Consider the following 15,557-nt stretch of genomic DNA (forward strand, 5'->3'; position numbering starts at 1 on the left):
ACAAACGATCGCAACCAACTATCCCCCCCTACACCCCCCCCCCCACCCACCCCTCCCCCCCCCCCCCCCCCCCCCCCCCCCCCCCCCCCCCCCCCCCCCCCCCCCCCCCCCCCCCCCCCCCCCCCGCCGGCCTGGGTGTTGGGCACGGTGGTCAGCAGCCGCCGGAGACGGTGGCGGGGGCGCCGATGGTGAGGGTGGCCGGGGCGGCGCAGCAGCCGCCGGTCTCTTCCGCGGCCTCGGGCTGGTCGAAGAGGCCCGCGCCGCCGCACACGCCGGTCTCGGGAAGGGTCAGCTCCACGCGCTCGGCGGCCTCGAGGTCACCGGCGAGGGCGGCGGCGATGGAGCGGACCTGCTCGTAGCCGGTCATGGCGAGGAAGGTCGGGGCGCGGCCGTAGGACTTCATGCCGGCGAGGTAGACGTCCTTCTCCGGGTGGGAGAGCTCGTTCGCGCCGTGCGGGTAGACCGTTCCGCAGGAGTGCTGGTTGGGGTCGATCAGCGGCGCGAGCTCGACCGGCGCCTGGAGGCGCTCGTCGAGGCCGAGGCGCAGCTCGTCCAGGAAGGTGAGGTCGGGGCGGAAGCCGGTGAGGACGATGACCTCGTCGACCGGATCCAGGCGGCGGCCGTCCTCGCCCACCAGGACCAGGCGGCCGTCTTCGGTCTTCTCGATGGCGTCGGTGCGGAAGCCGGTGACCGCGTCGGCATAGCCGCCGTCGACAGCAGCCTTGGCGGCGAGGCCGAGGGCGCCACGGGCGGGCAGCTGGTCGGCGGTACCGCCACCGAAGGTGGATCCGCTGATCCCGCGCCGGAGGATCCAGGTCGCGTGCGTCCCGGCGCCGTCCTCCGCCTTGGCAAGATCGGCGAGGTAGGCCAGAGCGGTGAAGGCGGAGGCGCCGGAGCCGATGACGGCGGTGCGCTTGCCGGCATAGCGGGTGCGGACGACGGCGTCCTTGAGGTCGGGGACGCGGTAGGTCATGTGGTCGACCGCGCTCTTCTCCCCGAGGGCGTGCAGGCCGCTGCCGCCGGCAGGGCTCGGGGTGGACCAGGTTCCGGAGGCGTCGATCACGGCGCGGGCGAAGATCCGCTCTTCGCGGCCGTCGGAGCTGGTGAGGTGAACGACGAACGGCTGGGTCTCGCGGTCGGCGTCCACGATGCGGTCGCGGCCGGTGCGCGAGACACCGGTGACGGTCGCGTCGTAGCGGACCTTGTCGCCGAGGGTGTCGGCCAGGGGCTGGAGGTAGAGATCGGCCCAGTCTCCGCCGGACGGGTAGGTGGCACCGTCCGGCTTCACCCAGCCGGTCGGCGCGAGGAGCTTCTCGGCTGCCGGGTCGACGACCTCGGACCAGGTGGAGAAGAGGCGTACGTGCCACCAGTCGCGCACGGCGGACGCGGCGGCCGGTCCGGCCTCCAGGACCAGGGGCTCGATGTCCCGCTCGATGAGGCGGGCAGCCGCGGCGAGTCCGATCGGGCCGGCGCCGATCACGACGACGGGCAGGGCTTCGGTGGATGCGTTCACGGCGGACTCCCAGTTGATTCGACGCCTGTCGATGTCTTGACACCCTCAGAGTGGCAGCTGGATCGATGTTCGTCAACATAGACATCCGTCGAAGTTTCTCGGATGATGGGGGCATGACTACGAAGGTGTTGCCGCTGCTGGAGCCGGAGGCCGTGGCGGCGTGCTGCCCGCCCCTGACGGAGCGCCCGCTGACTGCCGAGGAGGCCGAGCGGACGGCCGTCATGTTCAAGGCCCTGGGCGACCCGGTACGCCTGCGGCTGTTCTCCGCCGTCGCCTCCCACGAGGGCGGCGAGGCCTGCGTGTGCGACATCTCGGATGTCGGCGTCTCCCAGCCGACGGTCTCCCATCACCTGAAGAAGCTCAAGGACGCGGGCCTGCTCTCCTCCGAGCGGCGCGGCACCTGGGTGTACTACCGGGTGGAGCCCGCGGTGCTCGCCGCCATGGGGCAGCTCCTGACCCGCGCGGCCTCCGCATGAGCATCACCATCGCGCCACTGGACGCAGCGCACGCGGATGAGGTCCTGGCGATCTACCGGGCAGGGATCGACGAGGGCAACGCCACCTTCGAGACCACCGCCCCCACCTGGCAGGTGTTCGAGGCGGGCAAGCTGCCGGAGCACCGCTTCGTCGCCATCGCCGCCGACGGCAAGGTCCTGGGCTGGGTCGCGGCGAGCACGGGAACCGGTGCGCGTACGCGGGCGTGGTCGAGCACTCCGTCTACGTCCACCCTGCCGCCCGTGGCCAGGGTGTCGCCTCCGCCCTGCTGACGGCCCTCATCGGCTCGACGGAGGCCGCGGGGATCTGGACGATCCAGTCCGGCATCTTCCCCGAAAACCACGCCAGCCTCGCCCTCCACCAGCGGCCGGCTTCCGGATCATCGGCACCCGCGAACGCATCGGCCGCCACCACGGCGTCCGGCGCGACGTGGTGCTGCTGGAGCGCCGCAGCCCCGCCGTCACCTGACACTTCCCGACTGCCGGTCAGTACGAACGCGGGGACATGACGTGCTGCTCGCCGTCGGGCAGGTGCAGGATGCAGCGCGGCACGCCGGGCCCCGATGCCGTCCTGACCTCGGCCGGAGTCGGCGGGTCGGTGGGCAGCTCAATGGGGAGGACCATGGGCCGGTCGTGGTCAGCCGTCTCGTGGACGACCTCCTTGCCGTCCACGAGGACCCCCACAACGGGGTTGCGGCCGGTCTCGACAGTGACGCTCACCGAGTGCCCCGCGTGGTCGATGTGGAAGTGGTGGCGCATGTGCATCGGACGGCCTTTCGGCAGGCCCCCGGACAGCCTTGCCTTCCAGCGTAGGCGCGTCAGGGGTCACGCTGGGCGTCAGGACAGCAGGGATGCGATCTCGCGGGCGGCGTCGCGCGCGGGACGGCCGACGCCGATGAGGGTGGCCGAGGCGGGGCCCGTCCAGTCGCCGTAGCCGAGCAGGTGCAGCCGCGGGTCGTCGACGGCCCGGGTGCCGACGGTCGCGATGTGGCCGCGGGTGCCGCGCAGGCGCAGTGAGGCGAAGTGAGCGAGGGCGGGGCGGAAGCCGGTGCACCAGATGACCGCGTCCGCTTCCGCGAGGGTGCCGTCGGCCCACTCGGCACCCGTGCGGGTGAGCCGGGTGAACATCGGCTTCGCGTGCAAGAGTCCGGCGTCGCGGGCGGCACGTACGGGCGACACGGCCACGATGTCGCCGAGGGAGGCGACGCCGCCGGTGTCGGTGCTTCCGGCGTCCAGCGCTTGGCGGCGGGCGGTGGCCGCGTCGAAGAGGGCGCGGCCGTCGATGTGGTCGGCCAGGTAGCGGGGCGGACGCTGGGTGGCCCACGTCACTTCGGCCACGGAGGCGAGGTCGGCGGCGACCTGGGCGCCGGAGTTGCCGCCGCCGACCACGATCACCCGCCGGCCGGCGAACTCGACCGGGCTCTTGTACTGCACCGTGTGGAGCTGGCGTCCGGAGAACTCACGACGACCGGGGACGGCGGGAATGAACGGGCGGGTCCAGGTGCCTGTCGCGCTGATGACCGTGCGGGCCCGCCAGTCGCCCGCTTCGCTCTCCACCCGCAGATGAGTGCCGTCGCGGTGCACGGCGTCGACCCACACCCCGCGCTCGACCGGCAGCTCGTACCGCTTCTCGTAGTCGGCGAGGTACTCCACGACATGCTGCGCGTCCGGGTACGTCTCGCCGGGCTGGGCGGGCATCAGCCGCCCGGGCAGCGAGGAGTACTGCGCCGGGGAGAACAGACGGAGGGAGTCCCAGGTGTGCTGCCAGGCCCCGCCGGGTGCCGCCTGCGCGTCGAGGATGACGTGCTCGACGCCCAGACGGCGCAGGTGGTACCCGGCGGCGAGCCCTGCTTGGCCGCCGCCGATCACCACCACATCCTCACTGCGCGTCATGCCGCGGGCCGCTCCGTGTCGCTCTTGCCGCGCATGAAGATGACCGCCACGAGCGCCAGGCCCACGATCGCGCCGACCAGCTGCATGCCGATGAACCCGGCCACGGAGGCCGGGGCGATGCCCGCGAAGGTGTCGGTGAAGGCGCGGCCGATGGTGACGGCCGGGTTGGCGAAGGACGTGGACGAGGTGAACCAGTACGCCGCACCGATGTACGACGCGACCGCGACGGGGGCGAAGCGCAGGCGGTCGGTGCGGGCCAGTCCGAAGATCAGCAGGATCAGGCCGGCGGTCGCCACGACCTCGCCGAGCAGGAGGTTGCCGGCCGAGCGGTCGTGCTGCGACCACTTCACCAGCGGCTCGCCGAACATCGCGTCCGCCAGGATCGCGCCCCCGATGGCGCCGACGATCTGGGAGGGGACGTAGACGGCGAGCTCGCGGGCTGTGACTCCGGCGCCGCCGCGGCGGGCGGTCCACCACTCGGCCAGGGTGACGGCCGGGTTGAAGTGCGCGCCGGAGACCGGACCGAGAAGGGCGATCAGCACGCCGAGGCCGAAGACCGTGGCAGTGGAGTTGGCCAGCAGCTGCAGGGCCACGTCCTGAGTGAGGTCGGTGGCCTGGATGCCGGAGCCGACGACGATCGCGACCAGGGCCGCGGTGCCGACCAGCTCGGCGGCGGCGCGGGCGATCAGCGGGGTGCGGGGCGGGGTCGCGCCGGGTGCGGGCCGGGGCGCGTCGGCGGCTATGTCGCTCTCCGCTGCGGGGGCGGCGACGGGCTCGGTGGCGGTCAAGGCAGGGTCTCCTCGGGCAGGTGAGGCAAAGCGCGAAAAGCTACGGGCAGGACCGCTTGAGGTTCGCTTCGGCGGTGGCACGCGCGGTCTGGGCGAGGTCGGCGAACTGACCGGCGAGGGCTTCGATGACATCCGGGCGCAGGCGGTAGTAGATGTACCTCCCGCATGGCTCCGTCTCCACGACCCCCGCCTCTCGCAGCACCTTCAGGTGGTTGGACAGGTTCGTCTGCTTGGCACCCGTCTCCTCCACGAGGTGGGTGGTGCACAGCGTCTCGCGAGCGAGCAGGGTCACGATCTGGAGCCTGAGCGGGTCGGCCAGCACCCGGATCAGATCAGTGTCGACTGACGTCATCATGTGCTGATACTGTCACATCAGCTGGGGCTGACACCAGCCCGAGCTGACCTTATTGGCTCCTTTGAACGGGATCGCCATGCCCACGCCCTCCTCACCCCTCCTGCCGGACGAACGCCTGGCCGCAGGGGCTGCCCGTCTCGCCTCCCGCTACGCCGGCCACTTCGCGCCGGAAACCGTGCTGGGCCTGCTCGCCGACTCCTACACCCGGCTCGCCGAGCAGGCACGGATCCGCACGCACCTCGTCGTGCTGGCGGAACGGCTGACCGCCGACCGCCTGGGCGCCCTCGCCCACACACAAGGGCTGACGAGCGGCGCGACGCGGGTTCTGTTCGTGTGCAGCCAGAACGCCGGCCGCTCCCAGATGGCAGCAGCTCTCCTCGCACACCGGGCGGGCGAGCGCGTCACCGTCTCCTCCGCGGGTACCCACCCCGCCGACGAGGTCGAGCCGCACATCGCACAGGCCCTCACCGAGGCGGGCGCGGACCTCACTGACGCCTACCCCAAGCCTTTGACCTCGGAAGTCGTCGAGGCCGCCGACATCGTGATCACGATGGGGTGCGGCGACGCCTGCCCTGTCATGCCCGGCCGCCGCTACCTCGACTGGCCCGTGGCCGACCCCGACGGAGCGCCGATCGCCGTCGTACGCGACATCCGCGACGCCATCGACGCACACATCACCGAGCTCCTCACCCAGCTCGCTCCCTGAAGCCCCCGCAGATCCCCACCGCAGTCGACTCACTCCAAGGAAGAACAGATGTCCTCCGCTCCTGCCGCCTCCGTCCTGTTCGTCTGCATCCACAACGCGGGCCGCTCCCAGATGGCGGCCGGCTTCCTGCGCCACCTCGCCGGCGACCGCGTCGAGGTCCGCTCCGCCGGCTCCATGCCCGGCGAGCAGATCAACCCCTCCGCCGTCGCCGCCATGGCCGAGCTCGGCATCGACATCTCCGACCAGAAGCCGAAAGTCCTCACCCCGGAAGCCGCCCAGGCGTCCGACTACATCATCACCATGGGCTGCGGCGACGCATGCCCGTACTTCCCCGGCAAGACCTACCTCGACTGGCAGCTCGAGGACCCGGCCGGCCAGGGCGTCGAGGCCGTCCGCCCCATCCGCGACGAGATCAAGGGCCTCATCGAGGGCCTCATCGCCGAGATCGACGCCAAGAAGCAGGGCTGACACCGATGCCGCAGACCACCGCTGGTGACGGCATACGCGAGGTCATCATCATCGGCTCCGGCCCCGCCGGATACACCGCAGCCCTCTACACCGCCCGTGCGCAGCTGAAGCCGCTACTGTTCGGCAGCTCGATCTTCGTCGGCGGCTCGCTGACGACGACCACGGAGGTCGAGAACTTCCCGGGCTTCCCGGACGGCGTCGACGGCCCGGACCTCATGTCCAACATGCGGGCCCAGGCAGAGAAGTTCGGCGCCGAGATGATCGACGACGACATCGTCTCCGTCGACCTCACCGGCACGATCAAGGAAGTCACCGACTCCGAAGGCACCGTCCACCGCGCGAAGACGGTGATCATCGCAACCGGATCCGGCTACCGCAAGCTCGGCCTGCCGAAAGAGGACGAGCTCTCCGGCCGGGGGGTGTCCTGGTGCGCGACCTGCGACGGGTTCTTCTTCCGCGACCGTGACATCGTCGTGGTCGGAGGAGGCGACACCGCCATGGAGGAAGCCACCTTCCTCACCCGCTTCGCCAAGTCCGTCACCGTCGTCCACCGCCGTTCCACACTGCGCGCATCCAAGGTCATGCAGAACCGGGCCTTCACCGACGACAAGATCTCTTTCGCCTTCGACAGCGAAATCGCCGAGATCAAGGAGACGAACGGCATGCTCTCCGGTGTCGTCCTACGCGACACCTTCACCGGCAAGACCCGCAACCTCGACGTGACCGGACTGTTCATCGCGATCGGGCACGACCCGCGCACCGAGCTGTTCACCGGCCAGCTCGACCTCGACGACGAGGGCTACGTCAACGTCGACTCCCCGTCCACACGGACGAACGTCCCCGGTGTCTTCGCCGCCGGCGACGTCGTCGACCACACCTACCGCCAGGCGATCACCGCAGCCGGCACCGGCTGTGCGGCAGCGCTGGACGCCGAGCGGTACCTTGCCGCCCTGCGCACAGAGGACGAGCCGATAGCCGCAGCCGTCTGACCTGAGCTGGTGGGGCCCACTCCGGCGAGTGGGCCCCGACCGGCATGATCCGCTCCGGCCGACTCTCGGCCGGAGTCAACGTCCAAGCGGAGGCGTTGGCGATGGTGCAGTAGGCGAGCACCCCGAAGGAGGAAGGCCGATCGTCCCGCGCACGTCGGCACTCGCGCCAAGTACGGCCACGACGGTGCCCTCACTGGTCAGGCGTGCTCGTCCGAAGGCTGCTGGACAGGCTGGACCGACCAGCTCGGCGGCTCGTCATCGCCCGAGTCCTCATCGCGCTCCGCGTCGGCGGCTGTCCCATGGATCTTGCCCGACGCGTGGTGGACCGGCGCGTACACGGCGTAGAGCTGCAGGGTCTCCTCACCGATGTTGGTGACGTTGTGCCACGTGCCGGCGGGCACGAAGATCGCCCAGCCATCCTCGACCTCCCGGTCGAAGTCGAGTCGATCCTTCGTGCGGCCCATTTGTACGCGGCCCCGGCCCGCATCGAGCCGTAGGAACTGGTCAGTCTCCGGGTGCGCCTCCAAGCCGATGTCCTCACCCACCGGGATCGACATGAGGGTCAGCTGAAGGTACTTCCCAGACCAGGCGACCGCGCGATAGTTCGAGTTCTCGAGCGTCGCCTTCTCAAGGTCGAAACTCTGAGGTTCCGGCCCGACGTCCTTGGTGGTCATGCTTCTCCCCTGGTCGACGAAGGCGGCACGCGGTACACGGTCATGGTCTTGCGCCCGCCCACGTCAACACTCTCAGAGCCATGGGCTCTTCCGGCCGCAAGCGCGCGAGCCGCTACCGCACGAACGGCCGCGATGCGTTGCCGCATTCCGCCGTGCGCCCGGTCGTGCAGTCGAACACCACGGCCAACAGGAAGCCGGCGAACAGAACAACGGCGGACCATCAGGGCCTCTGACGCACCGCGCCAAACCGCCCGAGGCACCTGCTGACACACGCGGCGGCCCGCCACCGCCCTCGCCATCTCGGCCCGGCACCTGCGGTGAGCGCGTTGCTCGTGCAACCCAGCAGTCCGGCCTCCGCCCGCCCGTCCCACGGACGGACGAAAATCACGGGTTGCCCCGCCTCGCCGAGGCGCCAGGCAGGGGCGTGCCCCATCCGTGCCCTTCAGGGCGGCGAACAGCGGTCAACAGAGGTCCGGACAGACGCCCGACGCAGGCCTTGCAGCCGACCGTATCCCCAGGTCAGAAGCCATATCGACACCCGCAGCGTCATTGATTCCTGGTCTCGGGCGCGGTCCTGCTCGGCCCTGCGCTGGAACACCTGAACTGGCGGATCATCACGTACGCGGTGCTCAGCCTGACGGTCGTCGGAATGCTTCCCGTGGCCCTCGCACTGATCGGCACCGGCATGCGACCGCCCACCGTGGCCTACGTCGGCTGGTTCGGACCCCGCGGCCCGGCCTCCTTGGTCTTCGGACTCCTCCTGGTGGAGAAACACGTACCCGGGATCGAACTCCTGGGCCAGGTAATCGCCGTCACCATCGGACTCAGCATCCTGCTCCACGCCATGTCGGCCGCGTACTTCGTCAACCGCTACGGAAACTGGTACGACAGCACGAAGACCGCCACCCCCGACCTGCGCGAGGCACAAGGCGCGACTGAGGGCTTCGGGCAGCAGCACAGCGGCCCTCGACGCCTTCGCTGACGTGGCAGAACCTGACGGAGTGCGGCTCCAAGGGCGCGGAGGGCGACGTGCCGGGGCTGGCCACGAAGGGGCACCGACGAATCCGGTGCGCTTCCGCATGCGATGCGACCTGGGCGCGCCTGGTCGGCGCTACGCCCGCGCCCCATCGCCCTTGCCGAACCGGGTCACGAGGTCAGGTCCGCTCACGGCCCTCGAGACACGTCGCGCAGTCCCTGAGGTGCGCGGCACGCGCGACGGGTCGAGAGTGGAAGTGTCTCGATCAGCCGAACAGGAAGCAGGTGTGCGCAAAGCAGTACAACAGAGGAGGAGCCGGTAGTGACGAGCCACGTGAGCGGGCCGCGCTCAGGTACCGCAGGGCAGAGTTCCGCGAAATCCGGTATGGGCAGCGGTTGGGTCGTCTTCGCCCGGGTCCTGATGGTCATCGGCGGCCTGATGACGCTCTTCTCGGGCATCGCCGCGGTCGCGAAGGACGACGTGTTCGCCGTCACCCGGAACTACGTGTTCGAGTTCGATCTCACTGGATGGGGCTGGATTCATCTGATCGTGGGCGCTCTCATCACTCTCGCCGGTTTCGCCCTGTTCAAGGGCGCCACCCGGGCCCGGGTAGTCGGCGTAGGGCTGGCCGGCCTGGGCATGCTCGGGAACTTCCTCTGGATCCCGTACGCGCCGTTCTGGGTCATTGTTCTGATCACGATCAATGCCTTCGCGATCTGGGCACTGTCCACCGCTCCAAGCCCGTCGGAAAGCTGATCTCAGACGGCCGACAGTCCCGAGGACAGGAGCGGCAAAGCCTTTGCTCTCCACCGAAGCTGATCAGCCCGTCCGTTCCAACCCCCATGAAGGTCCCACAACACCCCCAGGAGGACATGCAACATGCCCACTGCATCCGACACCCCTGTCCTGGACACCCTCGCCGCCATGACCGTCGACTCGGTAGAACGATGCGGCCTGGCCCCGGACATGCTGATCCTCACGCGCATCGCGGCCCTCGCCGCCTCGGATGCCCCGCCGATCTCCTATGCGGCCCACATCGAGCCCGGCCTCAGGACCGGCATGACCGCCGAGCAACTGCAAGACGTCCTGGTCGCCATCGCGCCCATCGTGGGCACTGCCCGCGTCATGACGGCAGCAGGCAACATCGCCGCGGCACTCGGCATCGCCATTGCCGTCGCCGATGCAGAGATCGAGGGCGAGGGCTGAGAGCGCACGCCACCCGGCATCGTCGGTCGGCCCGTCCGGCATCGGACGAGACCAAGAGGCCCCTACTGACCCCTGGCCGCTGCCGGACATCACGATGGCCGCAGGGCCAGGCAGGAGGGTCTTCGATGCCCCAGAAGTCGACCACGGCGATGCGTGCCGCACCCCACGCCACACCCGCGGAGCGCGCGGCCCTCGGCAAGGAGGCCCGGCGCCGCTCACCGCGATCGAGCCACGCCGCGTACGAGCCGCCTCCTGACAGACCGGACCCGCTGACGATCCTGGAGGCGCAGTCCGCGACACGAGTGCCCGAGCTCGTTCCCATCCGCTACGGCCGCATGACGGAATCCCCGTTCCGCTTCTACCGGGGTGCCGCCGCGATCATGGCCTCCGACCTGGCCGCCACCCCGCGCTCGGGATTCACGGCCCAGCTGTGCGGGGACGCCCACATGCTCAACTTCCGTCTCCTCGGCTCGCCGGAACGACGTCTGATGTTCGACATCAACGACTTCGACGAGACGTTGCCGGGCCCCTGGGAGTGGGACGTCAAGCGGCTGTCGGCGAGTTTCGTCATCGCTGCCCGGGCGAACGGCTTCGACGACGCCGAGCGCGACCGCATCGTCCGGCGCACGGTCCGTTCGTACCGCGAGGCGATGATCAGCTTCGCGGCCATGCGCACCATCGACGTCTGGTACGCGAAGATCGACGAGGACCGCCTCGAGTCCCTGGCCACGGAGCGGCTCCGCAAGCGCGGCCGGAGGAACCTGGCCCGCGCCATGGAGAAGGCCCGCAGCCGCGACAGCCTGCAGGCCTTCGACAAGCTCACCGAAACGGTCGACGGCCGGCCAGTGATCGCGGCGGATCCCCCGCTGCTCGTCCCGGTGGCCGACCTGATGCCCGACGTGGAGCGCCATGCCCTCGAGCGCCAGTTCCGCGGCCTGATCGAACGGTACGGCCACACCCTGGCGTCCGACCGGCGCACGCTCCTGTCGGACTACCGCCTGGCGGATGTCGCCCGCAAGGTGGTCGGCGTCGGCAGCGTCGGTACCCGCTGCTGGATCTTCCTGCTCCTCGGCCGGGACGACCAGGACCCGCTCTTCCTCCAGGCCAAGGAGGCCGACACCTCCGTGCTCGCCGCACACGTCGGCGCGAGCACGTACCGCAACCAGGGCGAACGGGTGGTCGCCGGCCAGCGGCTGATGCAGGCCACCAGCGACATCTTCCTCGGCTGGGAGCGAGTGAACGGCATCGACGGCAAGAAACGCGACTTCTACGTCCGCCAACTGCGCGACTGGAAGGGCATCGCCCTCCCCGAGACGATGAACCCGAGACGCATGCGCGCGTTCGGCGAACTGTGCGGGGTCACGCTGGCCCGCGCGCACGCCCGGTCCGGCGACCGGATCGCGATCGCCGCGTACCTGGGCAGCGGCGACTCCTTCGACCGGGCACTCGCCACGTTCGCGGAAGCCTATGCCGACCAGAACGAACGCGACCACCAGGCCCTCGTCGACGCCGTAGCCGCAGGCCGGCTGCCCGCGGAGGAACTGCCGACGACCTGACCCCGGGAAGAGGCCCGGGGGACTTCCCGAGTTGCTACGTTCCGGGGAAACACGCCAGGCTGTCACATCACGGACTTACACGAACTTTCAGACACGCCCGCGTTGACGGCTTGACGGTAACAGCGGGACCTGCTGAAGCGGCGGATCGGCGAAGGTCTCGTGTCCCAGGGTGGGCTCGGGGTGCACGGCTACTGCCCGCCCCGCCCGTCGACGGCGCGCTAGCTCAAGACTCCCAGCCGTTGGCCGCGGGGGAACCTCCGCCGGTAGCACCCCAGCGGCACGTTGCGCGGTCCTCGGCTCAGGGCCACACAGGCCCGGGCCGTGCGGCGGTCGCACGGCGTGGAGATCGGAGGTGGCGTGAGCTACCGATGTGGCATCGGTATGGCGAGGCGATCGGTGTCGTGGTGTTCGTGAACCGCGATCAGGTGGGGCCGGTCATCATTACCGCATCGCGCAGACGCGCCGACTCGGCGTGCCGTGCGCCTTCCGTATCCCGACGGATGGTTCGCTCTCGCTGCTGTTGCCGAGCTCAAGCCCGGGCACTGTCCTGACCCGCCGGCTGATGGACGACGATGTGGTGCTCCACCGCACTGCCAGCGGGAAGGTACGCGCAGTCCGGCCGTTCTGCCCCCACCTGGGAGCCCATCTGGGGCACGGAGGTGCGGTGGTCGGTGAAAACGCATGCGCAGACGCCGCCTCCGCACAACAACAGGCACAGCGCGCCCAGGCACCTTGGCGATAGGACGACCACAGCCTCGGGTCCAGCTGGCGAGCGCCGGGGACATGCCCGGCGCTTCCCGGAAGGCGGCCAGACAGGTGATGAGCCCGTCGCCGGCGCGTCGCCTCGTACTCCGGTCAACGCCTCGGTCGCGGCCGCCGGAGCAGGTGGCCGCCGTCGTCCGGGATGGCCGAGGGTCGCGACCCTGAAGCCGGTAGCTTGATGCAGCTCTGTACCCGCGACGTGCGAGCGTCACCGCCGACACGACTGCTTCCGGCGCTGCCTGCTAATCGATAAGCTTGCGCGTCGACCCGGCATTCGATCCACGGCGACGCGGACGGAAGCACCGCTTCCGCCGCTCGGGCCGCGGACCATACTGGTCGGGCCCTGATCGCCCACTGAACGGTTCCATGGCCAAGAACAGCACCTCATCGACCACCGTCCCCGATACCGCCTGGCTCGGGTGTGGGCGTCACCTCGGGCCCGAGCCCGAGCGGGACGTCCGGCGCAACCTGCTCGCCCTCAAGGCGGCCCGGGTGATCGACGACTTCCTGGACCTCGACCCCGTCGAGGCGGCGCGTTCCACCGAGCTGTACCCCCGGGACGAGTCCGCCGACCCCGGCCCGTCCGCCCGCCGCCTCTTCGAGGCCCGCTGGCGCGTGGCCGACGGCGTCACGGTGCGCGCGCAACTGACCACGTACGAGCCCGAGTCCCGCCGCATGAAGAGCGAGGGTGTCACCTGGGTCCTCGCCGCCGAGGCCGAGCGGGCGTGGGAAACGAGCTGGCCCTCACCAGCCACCGTGTTCTGGCCCGACAGCGACCAGGTCGCATGGGACCACGAGACGGCGACGGACGTGCGCCTGCGGACGCCGAACCACCTGCCGAAGGACGACGACGAGTTGCGCCGACTGCTGCGGGCCTGCACCCGGCAGAGCTGGTTCATCCATGTCGTGGTGCACGAGGCGATGACGCCGGACGCCCTGGGACGCCGACCGATCACGGCGTTCCTGCCACCGAGCCTGCGGCACCGGGTGGTCGAACACCGGGCCACGCCGGAGCAGGCGCTGATCGCCGACTTCGTGATGAAGCGTGAGGTGGGTGTGGGGATGCCGCGCGGCGGCGCCGTCATCCTGCCTCCGACACCGCAGGCCCTCGATTACGACGCGGAGCACTTCACGATACGCAATGTCTTCCTGGACGGCACGGAACCCACCGAACTCCTGGACAAAATAGAGGAGTTCGCCTCACTGCCCCAGCCACTGCCGACCGACGCCGAACAGGTCCTGACACGGCTACGCCAAGGCTGGCATCTGCTCACCCCCGCCGAGGAACTGGTCCACGCACGGGCCATGGTCACCAGGTACGCCAAGGCACTCGAAGGCATGACAGCATCCTGCGACCTGTACCGGGAGGCCGCCGAGTCGGCGCTCGACGCCCTCGCCGAGGCGACCGGCGGCGACGGCGCCCCCCGGACGGCATCGCCGACGACGGCCAAGGAGGACTCCTCGCCATGGAAGACCCTCGCGAAGGCACTCGCCCGCTTCCGGGGCCCGAACCCCCAAGCGCCGGATAGGGAGGTCCAGCAGCGTCCGCACGGCCAGTGAGATGTACGGGACAACGGACCGATCACACTCCGACCTCCCCACGGGAAGGCCAAGTCGGCCGCAGTCGCCGTCCGACACGAGTGACGCCGACACTCCGCTCCGCCTCCGCCAACAGCAACCGGTCCTGCCCCGGCACCACCGGGGCGAGGCCGGCCAGCGGTGAGCGGCTGCCCGCGCGGGGGTGACGCTGCCTCCTAAATCGGGCGGTAGCAGGACCGTCGCACGGCCCCCGGCCGCGCGGATGAGGGGCGCCTGCGCGTAACGCGTGCGGGCAGTCAACGGCCTGGACCGACCCCGACGGCTCTGCCCGGGCATGGTTCCGGGCGAGCCGATCTCGATCCACGGCTTGCCCCAGAAACTCAACCGGCACGGCATCCGCGCTCACCAGCACGCGGCCGGAGCCCGTAAAAAGGGGCTCCGCCAGGCGAGCCGGACGACCATGCCATCGGCCGGTCCCGCGGCGGGCTGACCACGAAGATTCATCTCGCAGCTGACGCGCACTGCCGGCCCCTCGCCTTCGTTCTCACCGCCGGACAGGGCGGTGATGCGCCCGCCTTCACGCACGTGATGGCCCGCCTGCGCGTCCCTCGCCGACGTGGGCGGCCCCGCACCCGGCCGGACGTAGTCCTGGCCGACAAGGCGTACTCCTCACGTGCCATCCGCGACCACCTGCGCAAGCGCGGCATCCGGGCAGTGATTCCCATCCCAGCGGACCAGCGGGGCCACCGCCTGCGCCGAGGCAGCCGGGGAGGCAGGCCCCCGGCCTTCGACCGCGAGACCTACAAGCAGCGCAACACCGTCGAACGGTGCATCAACCGCCTGAAGCAGTGGCGCGGCATCGCCACCCGCTACGAGAAGACCGCCACCATTTACCTCGCCGGACTCCACATCGCGGGCATCTTCCTCTGGTCCGCGAGATGAGGCCATCTCTCTGACAGCCCCCGCACACACGCCAGGTCGGCCGGAGGGGCACACTGCGTAGGTGCTGATCAGACGAGAAACCCCCGCCGACCTGGCCGCTGTCCGTGCGGTGACCATCGCCTCCTCCTACAAACCGCACGAGGAGGAACCGGTGGAGGTGATTCTGCGGGACTCATTGCAAAAGGGTGAAAACTGGATTCCAGCGCTCTCGCTGGTGGCCGAGGGCGAAGACGGCGCGATCATCGGCCATGCTCTGTGCACCTGGGGCCGAATCGGTACCGTCCGAGTCCCCAACCTCAGCCTGCTCGGTGTTCACTGCGACCATCGCCGCCGCGGCTTCGGAACGGCCCTGGTCCACGCCACTCTCGCCGCGGCCGACGCCCTCGACGCCTCGATGGTCGTTGTCCTCGGTGACCCTGACTTCTACGGGCGGTTCGGCTTCCGACCGAGCACCGACTTCGGCATCGTCGGCGAGGAACCAGCCTGGGAGCACATGTTCCAAATCCGCACCCTGGCCGCCTACGATCCGTCCGTACAAGGCGAATTCATCTACCCCGAACCCTTCGGCAGCATCTGACGCCGACGCGGCAGCGAAGTGGAATCCAGCCTGGCTCGGTGATCCAAACGACCCGCCCTAGGCCCGACGCGACTGGCCGAGTACCTCGCCGCCCGAGCCGAGGACGAGACCAGCAGGGAG

18 protein-coding genes and 3 pseudogenes are annotated in these 15,557 nt (G+C 70.1%); 14 read left to right on the forward strand and 7 right to left on the reverse strand.

Annotated elements, in window-relative coordinates; translation table 11 throughout:
• Nucleotides 1-151: 151 nt before the first annotated feature.
• Nucleotides 152-1,513 (reverse strand): NAD(P)-binding domain-containing protein, encoded by a 1,362-nt coding sequence (locus tag ACZ7H1_RS19365; RefSeq protein ID WP_470788115.1) that lies wholly within the window; start codon nucleotides 1,511-1,513, stop codon nucleotides 152-154.
• 113 nt (nucleotides 1,514-1,626) lie between these two features.
• Here ACZ7H1_RS19365 and ACZ7H1_RS19370 point away from each other — a divergent pair, with 113 nt between their 5' ends.
• Together ACZ7H1_RS19370 and ACZ7H1_RS19375 are read left to right on the forward strand one after the other, a co-directional pair.
• Complete coding sequence (locus ACZ7H1_RS19370; protein ID WP_393784781.1) at nucleotides 1,627-1,989, forward strand: ArsR/SmtB family transcription factor; 363 nt, start codon at nucleotides 1,627-1,629, stop codon at nucleotides 1,987-1,989.
• A pseudogene (locus tag ACZ7H1_RS19375) lies at nucleotides 1,986-2,475 on the forward strand (GNAT family N-acetyltransferase). Before ACZ7H1_RS19370 ends, ACZ7H1_RS19375 begins: the two are co-directional and overlap by 4 nt.
• A gap of 17 nt (nucleotides 2,476-2,492) precedes the next feature.
• Here the strand turns inward: ACZ7H1_RS19375 and ACZ7H1_RS19380 are convergent.
• The 4 genes from ACZ7H1_RS19380 to ACZ7H1_RS19395 all read right to left on the reverse strand — a co-directional run bounded on the left by ACZ7H1_RS19380 (nucleotide 2,493) and on the right by ACZ7H1_RS19395 (nucleotide 5,042).
• On the reverse strand, nucleotides 2,493-2,771 hold the full coding sequence (locus ACZ7H1_RS19380) for a type III secretion system chaperone family protein (RefSeq protein ID WP_393784783.1): 279 nt from the start codon (nucleotides 2,769-2,771) through the stop codon (nucleotides 2,493-2,495).
• A gap of 72 nt (nucleotides 2,772-2,843) precedes the next feature.
• Complete coding sequence (locus ACZ7H1_RS19385; RefSeq protein ID WP_470788117.1) at nucleotides 2,844-3,899, reverse strand: ArsO family NAD(P)H-dependent flavin-containing monooxygenase; 1,056 nt, start codon at nucleotides 3,897-3,899, stop codon at nucleotides 2,844-2,846.
• The gene (locus ACZ7H1_RS19390; RefSeq protein WP_470788118.1) at nucleotides 3,896-4,687 is read right to left on the reverse strand and encodes an aquaporin; all 792 of its coding nucleotides are present in this window, start codon (nucleotides 4,685-4,687) and stop codon (nucleotides 3,896-3,898) included. Before ACZ7H1_RS19390 ends, ACZ7H1_RS19385 begins: the two co-directional genes overlap by 4 nt.
• Before the next feature lie 40 nt (nucleotides 4,688-4,727).
• Nucleotides 4,728-5,042 carry an ArsR/SmtB family transcription factor gene (locus ACZ7H1_RS19395; protein ID WP_393784786.1) on the reverse strand — a complete coding sequence of 105 codons (315 nt, stop codon included), beginning with the start codon at nucleotides 5,040-5,042 and terminating at the stop codon, nucleotides 4,728-4,730.
• Between the two features lie 76 nt (nucleotides 5,043-5,118).
• Here ACZ7H1_RS19395 and ACZ7H1_RS19400 point away from each other — a divergent pair, with 76 nt between their 5' ends.
• Genes ACZ7H1_RS19400 through trxB form a run of 3 tightly spaced genes read left to right on the forward strand, consistent with a single transcriptional unit; the run spans nucleotide 5,119 to nucleotide 7,205 of the window.
• Nucleotides 5,119-5,748 (forward strand): arsenate-mycothiol transferase ArsC, encoded by a 630-nt coding sequence (locus ACZ7H1_RS19400; protein ID WP_470788121.1) that lies wholly within the window; start codon nucleotides 5,119-5,121, stop codon nucleotides 5,746-5,748.
• Nucleotides 5,749-5,796: 48 nt separating this feature from the next.
• On the forward strand, nucleotides 5,797-6,216 hold the full coding sequence (locus tag ACZ7H1_RS19405) for an arsenate reductase ArsC (protein ID WP_013000197.1): 420 nt from the start codon (nucleotides 5,797-5,799) through the stop codon (nucleotides 6,214-6,216).
• Between the two features lie 5 nt (nucleotides 6,217-6,221).
• Nucleotides 6,222-7,205, forward strand: coding sequence for a thioredoxin-disulfide reductase (gene trxB, locus ACZ7H1_RS19410; RefSeq protein ID WP_470788123.1), 984 nt, complete (start codon nucleotides 6,222-6,224; stop codon nucleotides 7,203-7,205).
• A gap of 37 nt (nucleotides 7,206-7,242) precedes the next feature.
• Here trxB and ACZ7H1_RS19415 read toward each other — a convergent pair.
• Nucleotides 7,243-7,394: pseudogene (locus tag ACZ7H1_RS19415) on the reverse strand (amino acid permease); the annotation flags it as partial.
• A gap of 8 nt (nucleotides 7,395-7,402) precedes the next feature.
• Nucleotides 7,403-7,879, reverse strand: a complete 477-nt coding sequence (locus tag ACZ7H1_RS19420) for a cupin domain-containing protein (protein WP_443299801.1) — start codon at nucleotides 7,877-7,879, stop codon at nucleotides 7,403-7,405.
• A gap of 80 nt (nucleotides 7,880-7,959) precedes the next feature.
• Between ACZ7H1_RS19420 and ACZ7H1_RS19425 the strand changes: the two genes are divergently transcribed.
• From ACZ7H1_RS19425 to ACZ7H1_RS19465, 9 genes and pseudogenes are all read left to right on the forward strand, one after another.
• Complete coding sequence (locus ACZ7H1_RS19425; protein WP_470788125.1) at nucleotides 7,960-8,112, forward strand: hypothetical protein; 153 nt, start codon at nucleotides 7,960-7,962, stop codon at nucleotides 8,110-8,112.
• 392 nt (nucleotides 8,113-8,504) lie between these two features.
• Nucleotides 8,505-8,861 carry a hypothetical protein gene (locus ACZ7H1_RS19430; protein ID WP_470788126.1) on the forward strand — a complete coding sequence of 119 codons (357 nt, stop codon included), beginning with the start codon at nucleotides 8,505-8,507 and terminating at the stop codon, nucleotides 8,859-8,861.
• A gap of 378 nt (nucleotides 8,862-9,239) precedes the next feature.
• Nucleotides 9,240-9,611, forward strand: coding sequence for a DUF7144 family membrane protein (locus ACZ7H1_RS19435; protein WP_470788207.1), 372 nt, complete (start codon nucleotides 9,240-9,242; stop codon nucleotides 9,609-9,611).
• Nucleotides 9,612-9,734: 123 nt separating this feature from the next.
• Nucleotides 9,735-10,061 carry a carboxymuconolactone decarboxylase family protein gene (locus tag ACZ7H1_RS19440; RefSeq protein ID WP_470788127.1) on the forward strand — a complete coding sequence of 109 codons (327 nt, stop codon included), beginning with the start codon at nucleotides 9,735-9,737 and terminating at the stop codon, nucleotides 10,059-10,061.
• A 125-nt stretch (nucleotides 10,062-10,186) separates the two neighbouring features.
• The gene (locus ACZ7H1_RS19445) at nucleotides 10,187-11,617 is read left to right on the forward strand and encodes a DUF2252 domain-containing protein (RefSeq protein WP_470788129.1); all 1,431 of its coding nucleotides are present in this window, start codon (nucleotides 10,187-10,189) and stop codon (nucleotides 11,615-11,617) included.
• Nucleotides 11,618-12,179: 562 nt separating this feature from the next.
• Complete coding sequence (locus tag ACZ7H1_RS19450) at nucleotides 12,180-12,359, forward strand: Rieske 2Fe-2S domain-containing protein (protein ID WP_470788130.1); 180 nt, start codon at nucleotides 12,180-12,182, stop codon at nucleotides 12,357-12,359.
• 386 nt (nucleotides 12,360-12,745) lie between these two features.
• A complete protein-coding gene (locus tag ACZ7H1_RS19455) occupies nucleotides 12,746-13,939 on the forward strand; it encodes a hypothetical protein (protein WP_470788131.1) in 1,194 nt (397 codons plus the stop codon).
• A 376-nt stretch (nucleotides 13,940-14,315) separates the two neighbouring features.
• Nucleotides 14,316-14,860 (forward strand): annotated as a pseudogene (locus ACZ7H1_RS19460) (IS5 family transposase); the annotation flags it as partial.
• A gap of 61 nt (nucleotides 14,861-14,921) precedes the next feature.
• Nucleotides 14,922-15,437 carry a GNAT family N-acetyltransferase gene (locus ACZ7H1_RS19465; protein WP_470788133.1) on the forward strand — a complete coding sequence of 172 codons (516 nt, stop codon included), beginning with the start codon at nucleotides 14,922-14,924 and terminating at the stop codon, nucleotides 15,435-15,437.
• Nucleotides 15,438-15,557 lie beyond the last annotated feature (120 nt).

It is taken from the genome of Streptomyces sp. NPDC037401, assembly GCF_055602345.1.